The organism is Microbacterium sp., from assembly GCF_031988965.1.
In the GTDB taxonomy this organism is placed as follows: Bacteria; Actinomycetota; Actinomycetes; order Actinomycetales; family Microbacteriaceae; genus Microbacterium.
The window spans coordinates 1-21,922 of sequence record NZ_DALZXX010000038.1; the positions used below are offsets into that span (position 1 = coordinate 1).

Annotated in this window: 25 protein-coding genes; 17 read left to right on the forward strand and 8 right to left on the reverse strand. The window is 69.4% G+C overall.

The window, feature by feature from the left end; all coding sequences use genetic code 11:
• Together RTM68_RS08960 and RTM68_RS08965 are read right to left on the reverse strand one after the other, a co-directional pair.
• The coding region (locus RTM68_RS08960; protein ID WP_312170181.1) for an SDR family NAD(P)-dependent oxidoreductase at nucleotides 1-259 on the reverse strand (259 nt) is incomplete at its 3' end.
• Nucleotides 260-305: 46 nt separating this feature from the next.
• A complete protein-coding gene (locus RTM68_RS08965; RefSeq protein ID WP_312170182.1) occupies nucleotides 306-878 on the reverse strand; it encodes an isochorismatase family protein in 573 nt (190 codons plus the stop codon).
• 214 nt (nucleotides 879-1,092) lie between these two features.
• On the opposite strand from RTM68_RS08965, the gene RTM68_RS08970 reads away from it, so the two are divergent.
• The 8 genes from RTM68_RS08970 (at nucleotide 1,093) to RTM68_RS09005 (ending at nucleotide 4,830) form a co-directional block, all read left to right on the forward strand.
• Nucleotides 1,093-1,617, forward strand: a complete 525-nt coding sequence (locus tag RTM68_RS08970; RefSeq protein ID WP_312170183.1) for an Asp23/Gls24 family envelope stress response protein — start codon at nucleotides 1,093-1,095, stop codon at nucleotides 1,615-1,617.
• Entirely contained in the window at nucleotides 1,614-1,802 is a 189-nt protein-coding gene (locus RTM68_RS08975; RefSeq protein WP_194762314.1) for a DUF2273 domain-containing protein, read from the forward strand. Before RTM68_RS08970 ends, RTM68_RS08975 begins: the two co-directional genes overlap by 4 nt.
• The gene (locus RTM68_RS08980; protein WP_312170184.1) at nucleotides 1,802-2,170 is read left to right on the forward strand and encodes a hypothetical protein; all 369 of its coding nucleotides are present in this window, start codon (nucleotides 1,802-1,804) and stop codon (nucleotides 2,168-2,170) included. Before RTM68_RS08975 ends, RTM68_RS08980 begins: the two co-directional genes overlap by 1 nt.
• Nucleotides 2,167-2,751, forward strand: coding sequence for a DUF6286 domain-containing protein (locus tag RTM68_RS08985; protein ID WP_312170185.1), 585 nt, complete (start codon nucleotides 2,167-2,169; stop codon nucleotides 2,749-2,751). Before RTM68_RS08980 ends, RTM68_RS08985 begins: the two co-directional genes overlap by 4 nt.
• Nucleotides 2,748-3,362 (forward strand): hypothetical protein, encoded by a 615-nt coding sequence (locus tag RTM68_RS08990; RefSeq protein ID WP_312170187.1) that lies wholly within the window; start codon nucleotides 2,748-2,750, stop codon nucleotides 3,360-3,362. Before RTM68_RS08985 ends, RTM68_RS08990 begins: the two co-directional genes overlap by 4 nt.
• A gap of 51 nt (nucleotides 3,363-3,413) precedes the next feature.
• Complete coding sequence (locus RTM68_RS08995; protein ID WP_312170188.1) at nucleotides 3,414-3,626, forward strand: hypothetical protein; 213 nt, start codon at nucleotides 3,414-3,416, stop codon at nucleotides 3,624-3,626.
• Between the two features lie 100 nt (nucleotides 3,627-3,726).
• A complete protein-coding gene (locus RTM68_RS09000) occupies nucleotides 3,727-3,900 on the forward strand; it encodes a CsbD family protein (protein WP_053098095.1) in 174 nt (57 codons plus the stop codon).
• Nucleotides 3,901-3,987: 87 nt separating this feature from the next.
• Entirely contained in the window at nucleotides 3,988-4,830 is an 843-nt protein-coding gene (locus RTM68_RS09005) for a hypothetical protein (protein ID WP_312170191.1), read from the forward strand.
• Here the strand turns inward: RTM68_RS09005 and RTM68_RS09010 are convergent.
• The 3 genes from RTM68_RS09010 to otnK are packed head-to-tail and all read right to left on the reverse strand — an operon-like array spanning nucleotide 4,827 to nucleotide 7,521.
• Entirely contained in the window at nucleotides 4,827-5,621 is a 795-nt protein-coding gene (locus RTM68_RS09010; protein ID WP_241796118.1) for a DeoR/GlpR family DNA-binding transcription regulator, read from the reverse strand. The two genes, RTM68_RS09005 and RTM68_RS09010, sit on opposite strands and share 4 nt — an antisense overlap.
• Before the next feature lie 12 nt (nucleotides 5,622-5,633).
• The gene (locus tag RTM68_RS09015) at nucleotides 5,634-6,290 is read right to left on the reverse strand and encodes a class II aldolase/adducin family protein (RefSeq protein ID WP_312170194.1); all 657 of its coding nucleotides are present in this window, start codon (nucleotides 6,288-6,290) and stop codon (nucleotides 5,634-5,636) included.
• Complete coding sequence (gene otnK, locus RTM68_RS09020; RefSeq protein WP_312170196.1) at nucleotides 6,274-7,521, reverse strand: 3-oxo-tetronate kinase; 1,248 nt, start codon at nucleotides 7,519-7,521, stop codon at nucleotides 6,274-6,276. The genes RTM68_RS09015 and otnK overlap by 17 nt, the downstream gene beginning before the upstream one ends.
• A gap of 164 nt (nucleotides 7,522-7,685) precedes the next feature.
• Between otnK and RTM68_RS09025 the strand changes: the two genes are divergently transcribed.
• The 5 genes from RTM68_RS09025 to RTM68_RS09045 are packed head-to-tail and all read left to right on the forward strand — an operon-like array spanning nucleotide 7,686 to nucleotide 13,561.
• The gene (locus RTM68_RS09025) at nucleotides 7,686-9,164 is read left to right on the forward strand and encodes a homoserine dehydrogenase (RefSeq protein ID WP_312170198.1); all 1,479 of its coding nucleotides are present in this window, start codon (nucleotides 7,686-7,688) and stop codon (nucleotides 9,162-9,164) included.
• The gene (locus RTM68_RS09030; RefSeq protein WP_312170212.1) at nucleotides 9,127-10,014 is read left to right on the forward strand and encodes an amidohydrolase family protein; all 888 of its coding nucleotides are present in this window, start codon (nucleotides 9,127-9,129) and stop codon (nucleotides 10,012-10,014) included. Before RTM68_RS09025 ends, RTM68_RS09030 begins: the two co-directional genes overlap by 38 nt.
• Nucleotides 10,014-11,309 (forward strand): MFS transporter, encoded by a 1,296-nt coding sequence (locus RTM68_RS09035; protein WP_312170200.1) that lies wholly within the window; start codon nucleotides 10,014-10,016, stop codon nucleotides 11,307-11,309. Before RTM68_RS09030 ends, RTM68_RS09035 begins: the two co-directional genes overlap by 1 nt.
• A complete protein-coding gene (locus RTM68_RS09040; RefSeq protein ID WP_312170202.1) occupies nucleotides 11,302-12,234 on the forward strand; it encodes an amidohydrolase family protein in 933 nt (310 codons plus the stop codon). Before RTM68_RS09035 ends, RTM68_RS09040 begins: the two co-directional genes overlap by 8 nt.
• Before the next feature lie 19 nt (nucleotides 12,235-12,253).
• Nucleotides 12,254-13,561, forward strand: coding sequence for an MFS transporter (locus RTM68_RS09045; protein ID WP_312170204.1), 1,308 nt, complete (start codon nucleotides 12,254-12,256; stop codon nucleotides 13,559-13,561).
• Nucleotides 13,562-13,633: 72 nt separating this feature from the next.
• Here RTM68_RS09045 and RTM68_RS09050 read toward each other — a convergent pair whose 3' ends face one another.
• Nucleotides 13,634-14,575, reverse strand: coding sequence for an SDR family NAD(P)-dependent oxidoreductase (locus RTM68_RS09050; RefSeq protein WP_312170205.1), 942 nt, complete (start codon nucleotides 14,573-14,575; stop codon nucleotides 13,634-13,636).
• 90 nt (nucleotides 14,576-14,665) lie between these two features.
• On the opposite strand from RTM68_RS09050, the gene RTM68_RS09055 reads away from it, so the two are divergent.
• Nucleotides 14,666-15,208, forward strand: a complete 543-nt coding sequence (locus tag RTM68_RS09055; protein WP_312170206.1) for a TetR/AcrR family transcriptional regulator — start codon at nucleotides 14,666-14,668, stop codon at nucleotides 15,206-15,208.
• A gap of 268 nt (nucleotides 15,209-15,476) precedes the next feature.
• A complete protein-coding gene (locus RTM68_RS09060; protein ID WP_312170207.1) occupies nucleotides 15,477-16,763 on the forward strand; it encodes an extracellular solute-binding protein in 1,287 nt (428 codons plus the stop codon).
• Nucleotides 16,764-16,831: 68 nt separating this feature from the next.
• Here the strand turns inward: RTM68_RS09060 and RTM68_RS09065 are convergent, their stop codons facing one another.
• A complete protein-coding gene (locus RTM68_RS09065) occupies nucleotides 16,832-17,833 on the reverse strand; it encodes a hydroxyacid dehydrogenase (RefSeq protein WP_312170208.1) in 1,002 nt (333 codons plus the stop codon).
• Nucleotides 17,830-19,809, reverse strand: a complete 1,980-nt coding sequence (locus RTM68_RS09070; RefSeq protein WP_312170213.1) for a DUF2264 domain-containing protein — start codon at nucleotides 19,807-19,809, stop codon at nucleotides 17,830-17,832. Before RTM68_RS09070 ends, RTM68_RS09065 begins: the two co-directional genes overlap by 4 nt.
• Before the next feature lie 113 nt (nucleotides 19,810-19,922).
• Here RTM68_RS09070 and RTM68_RS09075 point away from each other — a divergent pair, with 113 nt between their 5' ends.
• Together RTM68_RS09075 and RTM68_RS09080 are read left to right on the forward strand one after the other, a co-directional pair.
• Nucleotides 19,923-20,987 carry a substrate-binding domain-containing protein gene (locus RTM68_RS09075; RefSeq protein ID WP_312170209.1) on the forward strand — a complete coding sequence of 355 codons (1,065 nt, stop codon included), beginning with the start codon at nucleotides 19,923-19,925 and terminating at the stop codon, nucleotides 20,985-20,987.
• Between the two features lie 34 nt (nucleotides 20,988-21,021).
• Entirely contained in the window at nucleotides 21,022-21,753 is a 732-nt protein-coding gene (locus RTM68_RS09080) for an alpha/beta hydrolase (protein ID WP_312170211.1), read from the forward strand.
• Nucleotides 21,754-21,922: the final 169 nt, after the last annotated feature.

Here is a 21,922-nt window from a genome sequence, read left to right on the forward strand (position 1 = left end):
CCAGCGAAGCGGACGCGGCGGCGATGCCGGCGAGCGAGCCGAGGTCCACCGGCAGGATGCCGAGGTCCGCGCCGGGCACCTGCGTGCGGATCGACGACACCGCGACCTGCGCGCGCTCGGCTGACCGGCATCCGAGCAGCACCCGGGCGCCGTGAGCCGCGAGGATCTCGGCGCACCAGTAGCCGATGCCCGCGTTCGCCCCGGTGACGAGGATCGTGCGTCCGTCGAGGCGGGGGAGTTCGGCCGGAGAGGAGGACATGCCCTCCAACCTAGGCGCAGAATCCGGACGGGCCGCGGTCGGGACCTCAGACCGCGACGCCCACGCGATCGGCCGTGCGGATCACGGTCGCGAACCCGCGGGCGGACAGGATGCTCTCGGTGCGGCGCAGGATCTCGTCGCCCGAGACCGCCGAGAGGGCGCCGCTCGCCTCGATCGCCGAGGTCGTGGTGGCGTCGGTCACGAACTCGACCTCGAACCCGAGATCGCTCGCCATGCGGGCGGTCGTCTCGCAGCACTGCTCGGTGCGGATGCCGCAGATGACGACCTTCGTCACATCGAGCTCGCGCAGACGATGTTCCAGATCGGTCGAGCTGAAGGCGTTCACGGTGGTCTTGGTCACGGCGATCTCGTCGTCGTGCGGGTCGAGCTCCGCGAACACGCGCACGAATCCGAGAGTGGGGTCGAACACCCCGCCGCTGCCCGGCTCGGAGTGGGTGATCCAGGCGACCGGGTCGCCGACCAGGCGCGCGTGGTCGACGAGGCGCGCGATGTTGCCGACGGCATCCGGGTTCGCGGTGGACGCCCATTCGTCCGGGCGCTGACGGAACGACTCCTGCGCGTCGATGACGAGGAGGGCGGTGGCGGAGGCACTGTTCATGCGTTCATCCTCGCGCCGATCGGGGCCGGGCGACAGGGCACGGGCGGTCACGATGCGCACGTTCTCCGCCATCTCGAGAACCGTCAGAAAAAAGTTCCGACGAATGTGTGACGAATCCCGACCCCCGTGCGTCCTATCTGTGAGCGACCGAAAAGCGCTCCCGGTGAGGCCACCAGGTCTCGCAGCCGGACACACGTGAGACGAAGGACTTGTCATGGCAACTCAGGATCAGAACACCGCCGCCACTCCCGCAGAGAAGGAGCTGGCTCCGACCCCCGCAGCGCCCAAGGCGCAGGGCTCCACGTCTCGCGTGGACCGCTCGTCGTCGTTCTCGTCGTCGCGGATCCCCGCCGACGCGGATGCCGCGGGCAAGACGGTCATCGCCGACGGCGTGGTCGCCAAGGTCGCAGGCATCGCCGCCCGTGAGGTCGCCGGCGTCTTCGCACTCGGCGGCGGCGGAGCACGAGCCTTCGGCGCGATCCGCGACGTGATCAACGCCACCGACCTCGCGCAGGGCGTCAAGGTCGAGGTCGGCGAGACCCAGGCCGCTGCCGACATCACGATCGTCGTCGAGTACCCGGCTCCGATCCAGGAGGTCGCGAACAACGTGCGCGCCGCCGTCGCCGGAGCCATCACCCGCCTGGTCGGCCTCGAGGTCGTCGAGGTCAACGTCGAGGTCAACGACGTGCACGTCCCCGGTGACGACACGGCTGAGAACGAGGAGTCGCGAGTCTCATGACACCCACCACGACCGGCGCGCTGATCGGCGCGCTCCTGGCCCTGGCGGCACTGATGTTCGGATTCTGGGGATTCCTCCTCATGGCTCTGTTCGCCGGTGTCGGCGCGATCATCGGACGCATCATGTCCGGCAAGATCGACGTCCGCGGTCTCGCGGACGCCTTCACAGGGCGGCGCACCTCCTGATGCGTGTCGACCAGCACATCGCCACCGGAGAGGCCACCGTCCCGGGTCGCGTCGACGTCAAGGAGCGCGTGTACCGCACGGTCACCGAGCAGGCGTCCGCGACCCTGATCGGCGTGCCACGCGGTGACGTGAAGGTCGATGTCGCCGAGCACCCCGGCGGGATCGCCGTCCGCATCGCGACGCCGCTCCCCGTTCCCGATCTCGACGACACCGTCGCGATCTCCCAGAGCGTTCCCGTTCTCGAACGCGCCCGACAGCTGCAGGAGCAGCTGCAGCAGGATCTCTCGGGCGTCCTCGGCCGGGACGTCACCAGGATCACCCTCACCATCACCGGTGCCACCATTCCCGAAAGGAGACGAGTGCGATGACCACCCCGGTCCTACGTCGCGTCGTGCGTCGAGAGACGCACTCACCGCGTACCGTCGCGATGTTCGTCGCGGTCGTCCTCCTCATCCTCGCCCTCGCCTACATCGGGCTCGAGATCGTGCTGAGCCTCGCGGCTCAGCCGGCGCTCCTGCTCGGTCCGGCCGCGGCCGGTGGATGGCTGGTGGGACTCCCCACCGCACAGCCCGCAGGGCTCGTGATCGCCGGCAGTGTCGTGCTGGCCCTGATCGGGCTGGTCTTCGTCGTGCTGGCCATCACTCCCGGCCGGCTGTCGAAGCACACCCTCGAGGCCGGTGACCGCGCGGTCGTCGTCGACAACGGCGTGATCGCGAGTGCGCTCGCTCAGCACCTCTCGGAGGAGACGGGGCTCGCCCGCGAGAACATCACCGTCGGAGTGGGGCACCGCAGCGTCGACGTCACCGTGCGTCCCGGCGCCGGCATCCCGCTCGAACGGAGCGCGGTGCAATCCGCCGCCGAGGCGCAGCTGCAGAACTATCGACTGGGCAGGAGCGTGCGCACCCGCGTACGCATCGAGCGCCCCACCGAGACGGAGGACGAGCTGTGAACAACACGAACCGTGCGCTGAACCGCACGCTGCTGCTCATCATCGGGCTGCTGTTCCTCGCCCTCGGTGCCCTCGGCATCGCGATCATGAGCTGGCCGACGGCCGCCGACATCTGGACCTCGGCGGGCGACGGTGCCCGCTCCTGGCTCGATCAGGCGATCGCGGCGAGTGCGATCGCGGGCGGTGCCCTCTCGTGGATCGGCATCGGCGCCGTGGCGGCGATCGTCGTCGTGATCGTCCTACTGGTGGTCGCTCTCATCAGCATCGCCGGCCGCCGGTCGAAGACCGTGTTCCGTTCGACGGGAGCGCAGAACCCGCTCGGACGCGTCACCGTCACCGAGTCGTTCGTGTCGGATGCCGTGAAGAACTCACTCGCCACCCGCGACGAGATCCTCTCGGCGCAGGTCACCGCGAACGACATCCGCAAGCAGCCCGTGCTGCACGTGTCTGTCACTCCGCGACAGAACACCGACCCGCGCGAGCTCGTCGACCACGTCGACCGGCTGCTCACCAACCTCGCCACGCTGACCGGGCGCGAGACCGAGACCTACGTCTCGATCCACACCGGCCTGCGGGCACGGCTCGCCCACGACCAGCGCCGGCTGTCCTGACCGCTCATCCGGTCGGCTCACCCCGGGAACAACGAAGAAGGAATCAGCATCATGCGAAACAAGATCCTCCTCATCGGCGCCATCGCCTTCGTCGCCTACATCCTGGGCAGCCGGTCGGAGACCGTGCAGGTGAACAAGGGCGAATCGGTCCGGCATCAGCTCGTGCGGATGTGGAACGACCCCAAAGCCAAGAAGGAACGGCAGAAGAAGGCCGACAAGGCGGCCAAGGCCGCGAAGAAGGCCCTCGACAAGGTGCGTCACTGACGCGCCTCCACACACTTATCGTCGGTCGCGCAGAGCAACGGCGATAAGACGGCGGGAATCCTCCCGCAGTCAACGATCACCCTCACGAAAGGAGCTCCTCATGGGACTCGACGACAAGATCAAGAACGCCGCTCAGGACATCGCCGGCAAGGCGAAGGAAGCGATCGGCAACGCGACCGACAACGACAAGCTGGCTGCCGAAGGCAAGGCCGACCAGGTCAAGGCCGACGCCAAGAAGGCCGGCGAGAACGTCAAGGACGCGTTCAAGAAGTAAGACCCCCGGCGCGGGCGGGTGAGGCGGTGTCACGCCCCACCCGCCCGTTGTCGTCTGCGCTCACCCCGACATGAGACGATGCCTCAGATGGACGATGCTGCCGAGAGAGAACTGCGCGAACTGCGCGCCCGCGCCTATGGGCGCGATGCCGACATCGCCATGGATGCCGCGGCTGTCCGACGGCTGCAGGAACTCGAGTCGGCGAGGAGCACCGCGGTCGCGCCGGTGGCTTCCGCGGTTCCGCCATCGGCCCCGGATGTGACATCCGCGCCGCCGCTCGTTCCCGCGGCTGCGGCCGGGACGCGATCGACCGACGAGGCCGACGTGCTGCGAGCGCTCGAACGGGCTGTCAACGACGACGCGGATCCGCACGATGCCGAAGTCGACCCCGCTCGTCGCGCCGAGCAGGTCGCGCGCCGACGCACGACCTGGTGGGCGGCATCCGTCGTGGGAGCCGCGGCTGTGGCCGCGGTCATCACGTTCACCCTCTCGTCGACCCCGGCCGTGTCGGCGTCGTCGGGGGCGCCCCAGGTCGAGACGCTCCGGCTCACCGATGCGTCGGACCGCATCCCGGAAGGCTGGTTCGGAGTCGATGGCGACACGCTCGGCGCCGACTTCTTCGGGTTCACCGTGTTCAGCTACCCCGGATGGAACGAGAACCGCGATCCTGATGGGGGGCGCGTGAGCTGCATCGCGGTCGTCAAGACGGCCGAGATCCCTCCCGTCGAGGGCTTCGACCCCAATGACTGGGGCTACGGAGGCGACTTCTACTCCGGATGCGGCATCGGCGTCTTCCCGGCGACCGTGGAGGTGGCCGTCGACCGTGATGCGCCCGACGAGCTGACCGCCCGCTACCCCTCGGCCGAGGCACTGCAGTTCGTGCTCGACGACGACCGCGTCGGGGTGTTCCTCGACAGCGGGCTCGGTTAGGTCCGGACCACCGAGACGCCGAGCTCTTCGATGCCCGCCGCCGTAGCATCGCTGAGGCCGGCATCCGTCACGATCATGTCGAGATCGGTGAGGTCGAGCACCCGGTAGCGGCCGAACGTGCCGTATTTCGAACTGCCGGCGACGAGCACCGTCTCACTCGCGCTCTCGAGCGCTGCGGTCTTCGGTGCGATCTTCGACTCGGTCGGGGTCGTGACTCCGCGTCGCAGATCCCACGATGACGAGGAGAGGAAGGCGATGTCGATCGAGAGCTCATGCAGGGTGAGGGCGGCGAGGCGGCCGGTCGTCGACTGATTCGCCTTCTCGACGCGGCCGCCGATCGCGATGATGTCGGCCGTGGGGTGGTCGAGGAACGCGGCGATGATCGCGAGGTCGTTCGTCACGACGGTGAGGTCTCGGATGCTCTCGAGATGCGGTCGCATCGCCTGGATCGTCGTGCCGGCGTCGAGGTAGATGGTCATCGACTCGGTGACGAGGGATGCCGCGTGGCGAGCCATTCCGTCCTTCTCGGCGACGTCCTGCCTGGCCTTCTCGAAGCGCGAGGGTTCCGTGACCAGACGTGAGGCGATCTTCGCGCCGCCCGGCGTCGCGAGCACACGGCCGGCCTCTTCGAGCACGGAGATGTCGCGTCGGATCGTCATGTGGCTGACGCCCAGCAGGTCGGTCAGCTGGCGGTAGCTCAGCACGCCCTCGCGGCGCAGGTGCTTGACGATCAGCTCGCGCCGCTGCTCGGGGATGAGCGGCGTCGATGCGGCAGAGGCGGGCTTCGTCATGTCGTGGTCAGCCTAGCGAACGAGGGTGGCGCTCTCGGTCCAGGGAGTGCCCCATCGGGTTGCCAGTGCGGCGACGTCCGCGGCCGGGAGCAGGCGGCGGGGTCTGCCGTCGGTCAGCAGCGTGATGCGGCAGGCCTCTTCGAGCTCGATCGCGGCCTCGATCGCCGCATCCAGCCCGGTGGCCGAGACGATCTGCCCGTGGTTGGCGAGCAGAGCACCGTGGAAGGGGTGCGGGAGCGCGAGCAGCTGGGCAGCGAGATCGGGGTCGCCCGGAACGCGGAAGGGCACGAGTGGGCTCTGCCCGACGCGCATCACGAAGTAGGGCGTCAGCGGGGGGATCGCGCTGGCGTCCGACCAGGGCTCGAGGCAGCTCGCCGCCACCGCGAACGGGGAGTGCAGGTGCACCACCGCCCCGTGTTCGGGGTTCTTCGCGTAGAAGGCGAGATGCAGCGTGAGTTCCTTCGAGGGCTTCGCGCCGCGCACGAACGCGCCGTCGCGGGTGACGACGGCGATATCCGACTCCGAGAGCCGGCCGAGGTCGGTGCCGGTGCCCGTCATGTAGACGAGATCGTCGGCGACGATGCTGACGTTGCCGCTGCTGCCGGGGCTGATGCCGGCTGCGGCGACGCGGGCGCCCGCGGCGATCAGGTCGTCAATCGGTGAGGTCATCGAGCGCCCTCCAGGCGGTGGTGAACATGTCCTCGGAGCCGAAGTTCCCGGACTTGAGTGCGATGGTGAGCGGTCCGTGCGCGGAGTCTGCGGCACTCCAGCAGACGCCGGGAGCGATCCGATGTCCGATGTGCAGACGCTGGATGCCGAGGTGCTGCACCACAGCCCCCGAGGTCTCGCCGCCGGCGACGATCACCTGGGTCATGCCGAGGTCCTGCACCGAACGCGAGACGATCTCGGAGAGCACGGCCTCGATGCGGCCTGCGACGGTGTTGCCGCTGGGGCCGCGGCGGATGTCGTCGAGCGCGCCGACCGTGTACACGAGGGGGATCTCGGCGGTGTCGAGCTGCCGGAGCCAGGCGATCGTGTCGGCGATCACGTGCTCGGGGTCGCTCGCGATGGCCTCGATGTCGAGCTTGCGATGGGGCAGCGCGTCTGCGGCGTGCGCGATCTGCGCGCGGGTCTTCGCCGAGGCGCTTCCGCAGACGATGAGGCGGCGGCCGGGTACGGCGTCGATCCGCGCGAGCGTGCCGGGGCGTGGGCCGGTCATACCGAGGGCGAGGCCCGCGCCGCCGCTCACGACGCGCCAGTCCGAGACGGCGGTCGCGATGGTCTCGAGGTCGGCGTCGGTGATCGCATCCACGACGGTGTATCCGGCGGACTCGGCCGCGAGGGCGCTGCGGAGGGTGCTCGGACCGGCCCAGACCGTCGGGGCGGCGATCTCATGGACCTCGCGGGTGGTCTGCGGGGTGAGGATGTCTCGCAACCGCGACTGCGTCATGGGTGTGAGCGGGTGATGCCGCATGGGGGAGTGCTCGAGCAGCTCCTCGCCCACGAAGAGGTGACCTCGATAGACGGTACGTCCGTTGTCGGGAAACGAGGGAACGACCACGGTGCGCTGTTCGCCGAGCTCGTCCAGCACGGCGTCGAGCACCGGGCCGATGTTGCCCTCACGAGTGGAATCGAAGGTCGAGCAGTACTTCACGTAGAACCGCTGCGAGCCGATCGCCTCGAGGGCGCGGACGGCCGAGACGCTCTGCGCGACGGCGTCGGTCACGGGTGCGGTGCGCGTCTTCAGTGCGACGACGACGGCATCCGCGTCGCCGAGCTCCCGAGAGTCGAGAGGGGCGTCCTCGATCGACACCACCGCGCGGAAGCCACGCTCACGCAGAGCGATGGCGAGATCCGTCGCGCCGGTGAAGTCGTCTGCGACTGCGCCGATTTCGATCACGCGTCCTCCTCGGGATAGGTGACACCATTTGACCACGTGTGAATCCATGTGAACAAATTTGATAATTCTGTATGACTGTGGAAAAGTGATCGACGCCCACGGGAGAACCCGCTCCCCGGGCACCGCATGACCGCACGGAACGTCCCGTGCAGAGGGGACCACCGATGACCCGCGCTCCTATCCGCGTCGCTCTCACCGGCGCACGTGGAGGCTTCGGCCGCACCTTCCTCGCTCAGCTCCGGTCGATCGACCGGATGACGGCGACGCAGCTCATCGACCCCGACGTCGACGGTGTGCGCACCCTCATCGCCGACCTCGGCGGTCTCCCCGACGCCGAGCCGATCCCCGGGCACGACCACGTCCGCTGGGACGAGATCGACGTGCTCGTCGAGGCGTCCGGCCGCGTCGAGGCGGGCTACCGCTACGCCGCCGAGGCGATCAGCCGCGGCATCCACGTCGTGATGGTCAGCAAGGAGATCGAGAGCGTCGCCGGTGTCTCGCTCGCCAAGGCCGCCCGCGAACGCGGCGTCGGCTACCTTCCGGGCGACGGAGACCAGCCCGCCAACCTGCTGCGTCTGCTCGACTGGGTCGAGAAGGTCGGCCTGCAGGTCGTCGCACTCGGCAAGTCGGGGGAGTACGACCTCGTCTTCGACCCCGCCACCGGCATCCTCGACCAGCAGGGCGAGCGCATCGACGCGTCGGCGCTCAGCGATCATCTCTTCCTCGCGGACGACCTGCACGAGACCCTCGCGGCCCGCGCCGCGATCGTCGCGCCGCTCAAGCGCGCCGCGGCCGCCGACTCCTGCGAGATGGCCGTCGTCTCGCTGTACTCGGGGGCGACCGCCGACGTCGAGCGGATGCACTATCCCGTGGCGCGTCCGAGCGAGCTCGCCGACGTCTACGCGCGCCGCGCCGACGGCGGCCTGATCGACACCGACCGCGCGGTCGACGTGTTCTCCGCCCTGCGCCTGCCCGGCGAGACCAGTTTCGCGGGAGGCGTCTTCACTATCGTCACGACGGGCGACGATGAGGTGTGGGAGCTGCTCGCGGGCAAGGGCCACATCGTCTCGCGGTCGGGCGAGTACGCCTGCATCTACTGGCCGTACCACTTCATGGGCGTCGAGACGCCGCTCACGATCGACGCCGTGGCCTCGGGCGCGACTCCCTTCGCCGAGCCGCGCCACCACACGGTGCTCGCCGCCCGTGCCTCGGCCGCACTCTCCGCGGGCACGACGTTCGAGGTGCGCGGACATCACCACGAGATCGACGGTGTGCGCCCCGTGATCATCGACCGCGCCGACGCACTCAGTGAAGCCGATGACGCGCTCGCCGCCGCGTACTATCTGCTGTCCGGCGCCCGTCTCGCGCGTGACGTGGTCGCGCCGCAGATCCAGACGGTCGTGCTCGGCCAGGCGGCATCCGCATCTCCGACCTCGAAGGTGTCGCGGACGACGTGCGCGCCGCGTTCGTGGAGGGCGTCCGGCTGTGAGCATCGACACCGCTCGCCGCATCCGACAGCAGCGCCTCCCCGAGGGATACGACCTGCGGATCGTCGATGGGCATCACCACTTCTGGGATCTCGACGGCGACGGTCACTGGCCCTGGATCCAGGACGAGTACAACGAGGATTTCTTCCTCGGTGACTACAACGCCATGCGCCGCACCTTCCTGCCGCGTGAGTATCTCGCCGCGACCGCGGGCTGGGACATCATCGGCACCGTGCACTGCGAGGCCGAGCGCAGCCGCAGCGAGCAGGTCGCAGAAGACGACTTCCTCCAGGGGCTCAGCGACGCCACCGGCGAGCGCTTCCCGATCGCCGCCGTCGCGCACGTCGGGTTCCTGCAGGCCGACCGCGATGAGGTGCTGGCCGCCCACGCGCAGCGCGCGATCGTCCGCGGCATCCGCTCGAAGCCGGTCATCGCACCCCGCGCCGGGGAGAGAGCGACCGGGGCGGGCACGCTCCACGACCCCGAGTGGGTCGAGGGGATCGGCGCACTCGCGGCGCACGGCTTCTCCTGGGACCTGCGTGTGCCCTACCACCACCTGGCCGAAGCGGCCGACGTGCTGGCGGACTTCCCTGATCTTCCCGTCGTGGTGAACCACTGCGGTCTGCCGCTCGACCGCTCTGATGCAGGGCTGCGTCTGTGGCGCGACGGCATGGAGCGCCTCGCCGCGCTGCCGCAGACCGTCGTCAAGGTGTCGGAACTGGGCCTGTACCGCAACCGGTGGAACCGTGCCTCGAACGAGGTCGTCGTGCGAGAGACCCTGTCGATCTTCGGGGCCGACCGCGCCCTGTTCGCCTCGAACCTGCCGGTCGCGACTCTCACCGCGCCCGACGTCGACGAGGTCATGGACACGATCCTCGCCGGAGCGGCAGGTCTCGACGCCGCCGGACTCGACGCGCTGTTCCACGGCACCGCCGCGCGCGTCTACCGACTCGACCTCTCCTCCCTCCCCGACCTCCCGACCGCCGCACTCTCCGAGGACCGCTGATGACCACCGTCGACCAGGGCACCGCCGCCCGTACCGCACGCCCCACGAAGATCCGCTGGTGGGTCATCGTCGTGCTCTTCGTCTTCTACACGATCAACTGCATCGATCGAGCGTCGCTCTCGGTCGCCCTGCCCACGATCAGCGCCGAGTTCCTGCTCGAGCCCGCCGTGCAGGGGCTCATCCTCTCCGCGTTCTTCTGGACGTACTGCCTGTTCCAGATCCCCGGCGGCGCAGCGGCCGACCGGTTCGGGCCGCGCCGCGTCATCGGCATCGCCGCGGTGATCTGGGGCTCCTTCACCGCACTGGCGGGCCTCGCGGTGAACGCCGTGATGCTCGTGCTCAGCCGCCTCGGCCTCGGTGCCTTCGAGGCACCGTACATGCCCTCGGCCAACAAGCTCGTCACGCGCTGGCTGCCGGCCAAGCACCGGTCGACCGGTGTGACCCTCATCGACTCCGGTGCCCCGCTCGGCTCCGCGTTCGGCGCCCTCGTGGTCACCGGCCTGATCACCGCGACCGGTTCCTGGCGCTGGTCGTTCATCATCATCGGTCTCGCGACGGTCGTGATCGGCATCGGCGTGGCGCTGTTCATCCGCAACCACCCGTCGGAGCATCCGCTCGTCAACCGTGCGGAAGAGGAGCTCATCCGCTCGGGCGGAGTCGAGGAGCGCGCGCAGGAGGACCCGCCGGGCATGAGCCGGGCGACCGTCTTCTGGATGGTCGTCGGACGCATCGGCTGGGCCATGGTCTTCTGGGGCCTGGTCACCTGGGGGCCGACCTACCTCTCGCAGGCACGCGGCCTCGACCTCGCGGCCATGGGCTTCGCGACGTTCCTGATCTTCCTCTGCGGCGCCGTGGGTGAGATCCTCAGCGGCATCCTGGCCGACACGCTGCAGAAGCGCATGTCGCCGAACCGCGCGTTCAAGCTGCTCTTCGGCGGCTCGGGGGCGCTGAGCCTGATGGCGCTCGTCGCGCTGCCGTTCGTGAACGACGCGACGACCGCCGTGACGCTGCTCTGCATCGGCGTGTTCTTCAACCTCTTCGGCGGCCTCTACTGGACGATCCCCGGTCGACTGGCCAAGCCCGAGCGCGTGGGCGTCGTCGGCGGGGTCATGAACTTCGCCGGCACCTCGGCGGGCATCGTCGTGCCGATCGTCGCGGGCCTGCTCGTGCAGTTCACCGGCGGCTACACCGCCGTGCTCATCTACCTGGCCGTCTGCGCCGCGATCTACCTGATCGGCTCGCTGTCGATCGACTTCGAGGGGCGTGGCGTGCGCAAGGCGGTCGCGCATGCCTGAGGTCTACGACGGGCCGATCATCGACTCCCACCACCACGTGTGGGACCTCGGCCTCGGGCGCCATCCCTGGCTTGCCCCCGACGCGCGGGTCGCCCACCGTTACGGCGACTACGAGCCCATCAAGCGCGACTATCTGCCCGCCGACTACCTGCGCGACGTCGCGGGCACCGGCGTGGTGGCCTCGGTCTACATGGAGGCGGAGTGGGTGCCGGGGGCGGGGCTCGATGAGGTGCGCACGGTCGAGCGGTATCGCGAGGACTCGGGTGTGCCGGGGTCGATGGTCGCCCAGGCATGGCTCGATGCTCCGGATGCCGCGGAGCGGCTCGCCGAGCTCGCAGCAGTGCCCGCGGTGAAGAGCGTGCGGCACAAGCCGGGTGGAGCGACATCGCCGGCCGAGGTCGCCGCCGGCGCTCGATCCCTCCTGAGCGACGACACCTGGCGAGACGGCTATGCGCGTCTCGGCGACCACGGGTTGCACTTCGACCTGCAGACCCCGTGGTGGAACCTCGATGAGGCGCACCGCCTCGCCGTCGACTTTCCCGAGACCACCCTGGTGATCGACCACGCCGGAGTCCTCGCGAGCCGCGATGCCGAGACCGTGGCCGCGTGGCGCGCCTCTCTCGAGCGGATCGCCCACGCGCCGAACGTCGTCATCAAGGCCTCGGGGCTCTGCGTCGCCGGAACCCCGTGGACGGTGGAGGCGAATCGCGGTCCGATCGGAGCCCTGGTCGAGGTCTTCGGTGCCGAGCGGGTCATGTTCGGCAGCAACTTCCCCGTCGACGGCATGTTCATCGACTTCCCCGGCCTCGTCGACGGCTACCGCGAGATCCTCTCGGCCTTCGATGTCGATGCGCAGCGTGCGGTGTTCCACGACACGGCACAGCGCGTGTACGACCCCCGACTGCTTCCCGATCCCACCTCCTGACCACAGACCAAGGACCCCCATGACCGTCAACGACGACAAGCTCTTCCGGAAGGTGATGCTGCGCGTGCTCCCGCTCGCGATGCTCGGCTTCTTCCTCTCGTATCTCGACCGCGTGAACATCGGCTACGCGCAGGCCACCATGAGCGCGGACCTCGGGTTCTCGAACGTGGTGTACGGCCTCGGCGCCGGGCTGTTCTTCATCGGATACTTCATCTTCGAGATCCCCTCGAACCTCATCCTCGCCAAGGTCGGGGCGCGCCGCTGGATCGCGCGCATCATGATCACCTGGGGCCTGATCTCGGGTCTCATGTTCATCGTCGACAGCGAGTGGATGTTCTATCTGCTGCGCTTCCTGCTGGGTGTCGCCGAGGCGGGCTTCATCCCCGGCATCCTCTTCTACATGGCGCACTGGTTCCCGGCCAGCCGCCGCGGTCGCGCCTGGGGCATCTTCTACATCGCGCTCGCGTCGTCCGGTCTCATCGGCGGCCCGGTCTCCGGCTTCATCCTGAGCGGCATGGACGGCGTCTGGGGCCACGCGGGGTGGCAGTGGCTGTTCGTGATCGAGGCGATTCCGACCGTGCTGCTCGGCATCGTCATCCTGTTCTGCCTGCAGGAGGACTACCGCACCGTCACCTGGCTCACCGAGCCCGAGCGCGATCGGCTCGGCGCCCTGCTCGCTGCCGAGCGCGTCGACGAGGCCGAGACCCCCCTGCGCAAGGTCTTCACGAGCAAGCTGATCTGGCTGCTCACGGCGGTCTACTTCTCGTACAACTTCGCCCTCTACGGCATCAGCTTCTGGCTGCCCACCCTGATCGGCGACCTCGGAATCACCGACACCGTGCAGATCGGGTTCCTCAGTGCGCTGCCGAGCCTCGCGGCGATCGTGTCGATGGTGACGTTCGGGTTCCTCTCGGACCGCGCAGGGGAGCGCCGCAAGTTCATCGCCGCGGCCTTCCTGCTCAGTGCCACCGGATTCGCGATCTGCATCATCGCGGGCACCGATCCGGTCTGGGGCATCATCGGACTCTGCCTCGCGAACGCCGGCGCCCTGTCGATCCCGGCGATCTTCTGGAGCTTCCAGACCTCGATGCTCGCCGGCACCGCTCTCGCCGGCGGCATCGCGCTGATCAACTCGACCGGAAACCTCGCCGGCTTCGCCGCTCCGTACCTGATCGGCTTCGTGAAGGACACGACCGGCGTCGCGACGATCGCGCTCTACATCACCGGCGGCATCATGATCGTCGGCGCGATCCTCACGATGACGGTTCGTCAGCACCGCGCGGTGGCGACCGCGAAGGATCTTCCCTCGGAGCTCGTCTCGAAGTAGTCCCCCAGCTGCTTTCCCTCGGGACCGGCGAAGCCCCCGCACGCGACTGCGTGCGGGGGCTTCGTCGTGCGGTCATCGCTGGGCAGCCACCGGCATCCGCACGCCCGCGAGCTCCTCCAACTGCCCCCACACGCTCTCGGCGGTACCGGGTGCCGGCGTGTGCGTGCGCGCGAGGGGCTCGACCCGCACGGGCAGTCCGCGCAGCCGTCCGGCGGGAGCGTAGTACTCCCCGCCCTGAGCATCCGGATCCACGAGCGCCCGCACTGCGGACCACGCCGCGGTGTCCTTGCCCTGCGCCCACGGCGTGTAAGGGTTGCGCTGGTACGGCGTCGACGCATCGCGGATGCCGGCACGTTCGGGGGTCTTGGCATCGACGCCCACGCCGGGCCGCACGACGAGCGAGGCGACCGGGAGGTGCGCGTCTCTCAGGCGCCGGTCGAGCTCGAAGGCGAATACCTCGGTGGCCGTCTTCGCCTTGGTGTACGCGGCGATCCAGGTTCGCGGTGTCACGCTCAGGTCGTCGACGCCCACGCGGAACTGCGACACGAAGCCGGTGGACGTGTGCACGATCCTGCTCGCGTCACCGCTCGCCTCACCCGTCTCGATCAGTGCGGGCAGGAGGTCGGCGATCAGGCGCACGTTCGCGACGACGTGCGTGCCGAGCATCACGGGTAGACCGTCGCTCGTCGTGGCGCCGCGTCCGCCGGACATCGCTCCGCCGTTGAGCAGGATGCCGTCGATGCGCGGCAGTTCTCGCAGCTCGTCGGCCGCGCGGGCCACGGAGTCGAGGGAGGCGAGGTCGATGACCACGCTGCGCACCGACGCTCCGGGCACCTGAGCGCGGATGGATGCCTCGGCGAGGCGCAGCTTCGACGCGGATCGTGACGCGAGCACGACGTCGGCACCTGCGGCGGCGAGCTGCTCGGCGGCGAAGTGGCCGATGCCGGCGGTGGCGCCGGTGACGACGACCGTGCGTCCGGTCTGGTCGGGAAGACGGTCGGGGTTCCAGTTCACTTCTGGCCTCATTCTCTAAGCGGATTCTCTATCCGCTTAGACGGTAGCACAAACGGAATACCTATCCGCTTTCGCTGGTAGGATCGCGGGATGGGACAGATCCGGGCGGATGCGGCGCGCAGCCGCGCGCGAATCCTCGACGCCGCACGGGCACGGCCGTCGGGAAGCCTGCGGCTGAACGACGTCGCGCGCGATGCCGGGCTCGGCGTCGGCACGGTGTATCGCCACTTCCCGTCCGTGCATGCGCTCACCGAGGCGCTCGCAGTCGAGACGCTGGAGCGCATGGTCGTGATCGCCCGGGCGGCGGCCGAGCATCCGGACACCGAAAGCGCTCTGGCCACCTTCCTCGGCGAGGCGCTCGCGCTGCAGCTGCAGGACGGCGGCCTTCAGGCCGTGCTGCTCTCACCCGACGATGAGGAGCAGTCCGTGCGCGCGATGAAGATCGAGATCTTCGCCGCCTTCGAGGACGTGCTTCAGCGAGCCCGCGAGGAGAACCTCGTTCGACCCGACCTGTCCATCGTGCAGATCGAGCACCTCGTCTGCGGCATCGAGCATGCCGTGCGCATCGGAGTGCCGGAAGACAGGCAGCTCTTCCTCGACATCCTTCTCGCCGGCATCCGCCCGGCCGTCTAGACCCGCGGCGCGCGGATCTGGAAGGCGCGCTCGTCGCCCTGGCGGAGAAGCATCTCGAGGGCGGCACCATGGCATGGGAGTATCTGTTGGTGACGGCCCGGGTGCTCTGACCGGTTTTGTCCGTTTGTCCGGATCGCGGAGCGGGTGTTCTTACAGTTGCCCTGTCGCTGAGACGCTGGACGGGGCGAAGTCGCCCCGGAGGCTGGGCGGGTCTGAACGGGACGCATCAGCCCTGTGTTCGCGGCGCGAGACATGGAGGATCACTGCAATGACGCACACCGCACGCCTTCTCGGCATCGTCGCCGCCGGATCGATCGCCGTCGGCGCGCTCGCCGGGTGCTCGAGTTCCGGAGACGCTGATGCCGCCGCATCCGGACCCGTCACCCTCGAGATCGCCTGGTGGGGCAACGACACCCGTGCCGCGATGTACGAAGAGGCGATCGATCTGTTCGAAGCCGAGCACCCCGACATCACGGTCAAGTCGACCTTCGGTGACTTCTCGTCGTACTGGGACTCGAGATCCACCCAGGCTGCCGCGCGCAACCTGCCCGACGTGATGCAGTTCGATCAGGCGAATCTCGTCGAGTACGGGCTGAACGGCGCCCTGCTCGACCTCTCTCCCTATGTGGGGGAGCAGATCGACGTCTCGGGCATGGAAGACGTCGTGATCGACGCCGCCACAGTCGACGGCACCCAGTACGGCATGCCGATCGGCACGGGCACCCTCGGACTCTTCGTCAACCCCTCGGTGGTGGCCGACGCGGGAGTCGAGCCACTCGATCCGGACTACACCTGGGACGACCTGAACGAGTGGATCGCCGACGTCACCGCGGCGGGTGTCACGACGGCAGAGGGCAAGCCCGTCTTCGGTGGCTTCGATCAGGGCCTCACGATGTGGTTCTTCATCCAGTGGCTGCTGCAGCAGGGCGAGGAGCCCTTCGAGGACGACGGATCGTTCGCCTTCACGAAGGACGACATCGTCGACTACCTCGACGAGACGACACCTCTGCGCGAGGCTGCCGCGTACTTCCCGGCGTCGCGAGCGACCGAGCTCTCACCGACCGACGGCTTCGCGATCGGCGAGGCGGGCAGCACCCTCACCTGGGACAGCTTCTTCTCTCGCTACACCGATGTCGAAGGGCTCGAGACCCTCCCCGTGCCCACCGGCCCTGACGGGGAGAAGGCCGTCTTCTACACGGTGCTGCACCTGGCCGGCGCCGCGAACACCGATCATCCGGAGGAGACGGCGCTGCTGCTCGACTTCCTGGCGACCGATCCCGGCGTCTCCGAGGTGTTCGGCACGTCGAGGGGTGTGCCGGCCGACTCCGGTCAGCTGGAAGCCCTGGACTTCCCGGCCGACTCGCTCGAGGCGAAGTCGCTCGCCTACCGCGAGTCGCTCGAACAGTACGACACGGTCAACACACCGGCCCTGCCAGGCTCGTTCGCCACTCTCGAGGCGACCTGGGTGCGCCTGAACGAAGACCTCATGTACGGCACGATCACGGTCGACCAGTTCGCCGACCAGTGGTGGTCGGAGGCCGAGGCACTCGGCTGAACCGAGTCTCGGCCTCCACGAGAGGGCGGCGGCGCGAATCCGCGCCGCCGCCCTCTCGTGCGTCCGGATCAGGCGATGACCGCGAGATCCCGATGGTGCACCTCGAAGTCGAGGATGCCGGATGCCGTGAACCGCTCGATCTCGCCGACCGTCTGGGCGCCCATGCGGCGGAGCTCATTGCCGACGGATCCGGCGATGTGCGGTGTCAGGATCACTCCCGGTGCGGAGAACAGCGGATGTCCGATCGGCAGAGGCTCGGGATCGGTGACGTCGAGCACCGCGCGCAGACGCTCCGACGCGAGCTCCCCGACGAGAGCATCCGTGTCCACGAGGGCGCCCCGAGCGGTGTTGATCAGCGTCGCGCCGTCGCGCATGGTCGCGAGCTCGGTGGCGCCGAGCATCCGATACGTCTCAGGAAGCGACGGGGCATGCAGGCTGACGATGTCGCTGACCCGCAGCAGATCCGGCAGAGCCACGAGCGTGCTGCCCAGCGCCGCGGCATCCGCCGTCGAAAGTGACGGATCGTAGAGCACGGTCGAGATGTCGAACGGTCGCAGGAGCTCGATCACCCGACGCCCGATGCGCGAGGCGCCGATGATGCCGACCGTGATCCCGTAGGCCCCTGCTCCCGCGCGGGGCCGGGACAGCGGCAACTGTCGGGTGCGACGGAACGCCTCGGCCGAGGCGAACGCGTCCTTCGCGCTCAGCAGGATCATCGCGAGCGTGTACTCCGCCACGGGCACGGAGTTCGCGTCAGCGCTGCTCGAGACACGGATGCCGCGATCCCACAGCGTGGGCGAGACGATGTTCTTGACCGAGCCGGCAGCGTGGAACACCGCGCGCAGGTTCGGCAGCGTCTGGAGGACTTCGGCGTCGAGACGCGGCGCACCCCATCCCGTGATCAGGATCTCGGTGTCGGCGGCTGTGGCGAGCGAGTGGCGATCGTCGCGGTCGATCACGTGCTCGTCGAGCGCGACGACCCTGCGCAGCCGGTCGAGGCTCTGCCGATCGAACAGTTCGGTCACCCGGGTGGTGCTCTCGAGGGCGAACCGCGTGCGGGCCGCGGTCACGCGCGCACCTCGCCGTGCGTGGGCACGAGGTCGACTGTGCCGTCCGCCCACCTCACCCGAAGGGTGTCGACGTCGACGTCGACGTCGATCGCGTCGAGGACGGATGCATCGTGGGCGGGCGCGACCTCGGCACCCGACAGCACGACCAGGGCCGCCACGTACTGGCCCGCGTCGGAAGGTGACGACTGCGCGGCCCACGGCGTCGCCGAACTCTCCGCGAAGGGATTCGAGCCGTCGCGCGTCTCGACCCCGTGAGTGTCGAATCCATGCACTCCCCGCACGGTCGTGGCGAGACCCGCGGCCGTCGTCGCCGAGCCGTCAGTCACGTGGGCATTCCCGTCGAACGGCACCGGCCATCCGCCGATGCGGAATCGCCAGGGACCGGGATCGTCGGGCCAGGCGGAGTCGCCGTCGAGCGCGGCGACGGGCCGCGGGTCGGTCTCCGCGGTCGTCCACCAGGCGATCCGGAGCTCGTGGATGCCGTGAACGACCGACGCCGTCGTCACGACCGGGCCGCGACGCAGCGACGCCCAGGCCGCGGCATCCGCCCTCTCGGTGTCGAGCCAGTGCACGCGCGACCGGGAGACGGCTACCGTGTCGTCGAGGTGCACGCGTTCGATCGCATCTCGATGCGAGGGGGCGCCGTGCACGTCGAGGAGTGCGACGTGCGAGTCGAGGGGGGCCGCGATCGCGGCCGGCGACAGCTCCGGGGAGGTGACGTTCGAGTAGGCGACGCGCTGGTAGAACGGGTTGTCGGTGCGCACGCCACCCGCCGGACCGCGGAAACCGTCGGAGCCGTGGTTCAGCACCCGCACGATGCCGTCGTCGTGCGTGTTCACGACCAGCCATCCCGGTGCGACGAGCGCCCGCGTCGTCGCACCGGCGCGTTCGGCAGGAGGCACGGTCTGCGGAGTGGAAGTCCACTCGTCATGCTCGCTCGGCAGCAGGAGGCCGAGGAATCCCTTGCTCGCCCAGTACGGCGAAGACCCGCTCGTGTAGAGCTGGCGCAGGGGGAGGAACTCCCGGTGCCACCCGACCGGCAGCAGACCGCGTTCGTCGACGGCACCCGCGTCGAGGAAGTGCGACACCACGTCGGTGCCGAGGGCACGGGTCGCTCCCGGCGGCAGCGCGCTGACTCCCGCGATCGCCGCCGCCCAGAACGGTGCCAGCATCGCGAAGCGGTAGGTGAGGGATCGGCCCTGCAGCAGCGGAGCCCCGCGTGATCCGATGAGGTCCTTCGCCTGGTCGATGAACGCGGCGAGGCGATCGCGGTGCGCACGAGCCAGCGGCTCGCCCTCGATGCGCGAGTGCAGCAGCGGGTAGACGTGCCACGCCCACCCCGCGTAGTAGTCGAAGCTCTGCCTGACGCCGGTGGGACCCGCGCCGTCGGAATACCAGCCGTCGCCGATGTAGAGGCTCTCCGCGATCTCGGCGTTGCGATCGAGGTCGCTCTGATCCACAGGGCCGCCCACCTGCGCGAGGAAGGCCTCGATGATGTTCTGGAACCAGATCCAGTTGTTCGTGTAGCCGGCTGTGCCGACGACGCCGGCGAGCCAGTCGACGACCCTCTGCCGGTCGTGATCCGAGAGCCGATCCCACAGCCACGGGCGGGTCTCCGACAGGGCGATGGCCACGGATGCCGCCTCGACGACGGCCTGCCGGCGTTCGGCGATCGTGGGCCAGCGCTCCGGGCCCGCGGGGTCGACCCCGGCGATCAGGCCCTCGCGGAAGCGGTCGAGCAGGCCGTGCGGATCCGCACCGCCTGTACCGCGCACGCGGAACGCGGCGAGGAGGAACGTCCGCGCGAAGCCTTCCATCCCATCGCTCCAGGGGCCCGATGCGCTCGATGGGCCGGGCAGACGCACGAGCGAGCCGGTGGGAGACGCGTGCGGCGCCGTGGCGGCGAGGAGGGTGTCGGCAAGGTGCTCCCACGACGATCGGGAGCCGTCGAACGGCGGTGGGGAATCCTCGTGCATCGCTGTCACCCCCCGATCGTGCACTACGCTCCTGTACGCACGACATACTTCGGACAATTTCGATCAGCCTGCGACACCTGCGGTGATCGACGACTCGACGCGAGGGCGCGGAGATGGCTTCACAGAACCTGCTGCCGAGAGCACGGCACGAGCACCTGCTGCGCCAGCTGGAGCTGCATGGCAGCGTCAGCGCGGCGCGGATCGCCGAGGAGCTCGGAGTCGCACAGGTCACGATCCGCCGCGACATCCTCGAACTCGAGAAGGCGGGCCTTCTCGCGAAGGTGCACGGGGGCGCGATCGGCGTCGCGGCCGTCGCGACGCCGCAGTCGGCGCGCACGAACGTGGGGGTCGTGGTGCCGAGCTCGGTCGGGCACTTCCCGGTGATCGTGAAGGGGATGGATGCCGCGTCGCACGCACTGCGCGCGCGGCTGATCCTCGCCACCTCGCAGTACCGACCCGACCTCGAGCGCCGCCAGGCGGAGCGGCTCGTCGAGCTCGGCGTCGACGGGCTCATCCTCGCGCCGACGCTGCGGGGGCGGACCGAGAGCGAACTGCTCGACTGGGTGCGTACCCTCCCGGTGCCGGTGATCTTCCTCGAGCGCCGCCTCGGTTCGACGGGCCTCGCCGCCTACGACAGTGCGCGCACCGATCATGCGGGCGGGGCCGTGCTCGCCGTGGAGCATCTGGCGGCCCTCGGGCATGCGAGCGTGGCTCTCGCACTGTTCGATCGCACGCCGACGGCTCCGCTGATCCGCGAAGGCCATGCACGCGCAGTGGTCTCTCTGGGACTCGGGCCCGCGCCCGAGGTCGCGCTCCCCAAGGGAGATGAGGACGATCTCGACGCCGCGCTCGCGAGGCTGCTCGACGAGTGCACCGCCTCCGGCACGACGGCGGTGCTCGTGCACACCGACGTGCATGCTGCCCGCCTCGTCGAGCTCGCGGCTGACCTCGGCATCCGGGTTCCCGAGGACCTCGCGGTGGTCGCCTACGACGACGACACCGCGGCGCTCGCGCTGGTGCCGCTCACGGCCGTCACCGCACCCGGTCGGGATCTGGGGCAGCAGGCACTCCGGATCTTGATGGATCGGATCGCCGAGGATCCGCAGGAGCACTCGGCTCCCCGCCATCTCACCATGCTTCCGGGACTGACCGTGCGCACGTCGTGCGGCGCGGGCTGATCCGACGCCGGCCGCCGACGGGCAGACTGGCGACATGCACCTGCACTCGACGACCACCGGCACAGGCGAACGACACGTCGGACTGATCCACGGCCTCGGCGCCGACGGCGCGACGTGGCAGCCGTTGATCGATCGGATGCTCGCCACCGGTCGCTACACGGTGACGGCGATCGATCTTCGGGGGCACGGGCACAGTGACCGCGCCGAGTCGTACACGCTCGCGGACCTCGCCGGTGACGTGGCCGAGACCCTGCCGCAGGGTTTGCACAGCGTCGTCGGTCATTCGCTGGGCGGCTCGGTGCTCGTTCGCGCCGTCGAGAGCCTGCGACCCCAGCGTGCGATCTACCTCGACCCCGGTTTCGGCCTCTCGCTCCCCACCACCGGTCTTGCCGGGCGGGCCTTCTGGGCGGTCCCGGCGCTCACTCTGGGCGTCGTCGGGATGCGTCAGGCGCGTCGCAGCGCATCGCAGCGGGCCGAGTACCCGGAGAGCATCCGGGCGTCGATGCAGGAGAGCCAGCGCAGGTTCGACTCGAAGATGGCCATCGGGGTGTTCCGCGATGTGGCCTTCCACCCCGTCGCGATCGCGCCGCCCGCTGTGCCGTCGACGGTCGTGCTCTCCGACGAGTCGCCCGCGGTGCTCTCCGACGCGATGGCCGCCGGGCTCGAGCGTGAGGGGTGGGACATCCGCCGCATCCCGGGTGTCCACCACGACATGCAGCTGCAAGACCCCGAACGCGTCTTCGATGTGATCTCCGACGTGCTCTGAGCGGGACCCGAGCGATGGGAGGAGCGCGTTCCTGTTAGGGTTGCCTAACCAACATCGATCGTCTCGGTGTCGTCCCTCTCCCCGGTCCCGAAAGGTCATTCCCCATGCCCTCCCGCCTCCGTCGCCGCGCCTCTGCGGCCCTCGCCGCCTCGTCCTGCGCCCTGCTCCT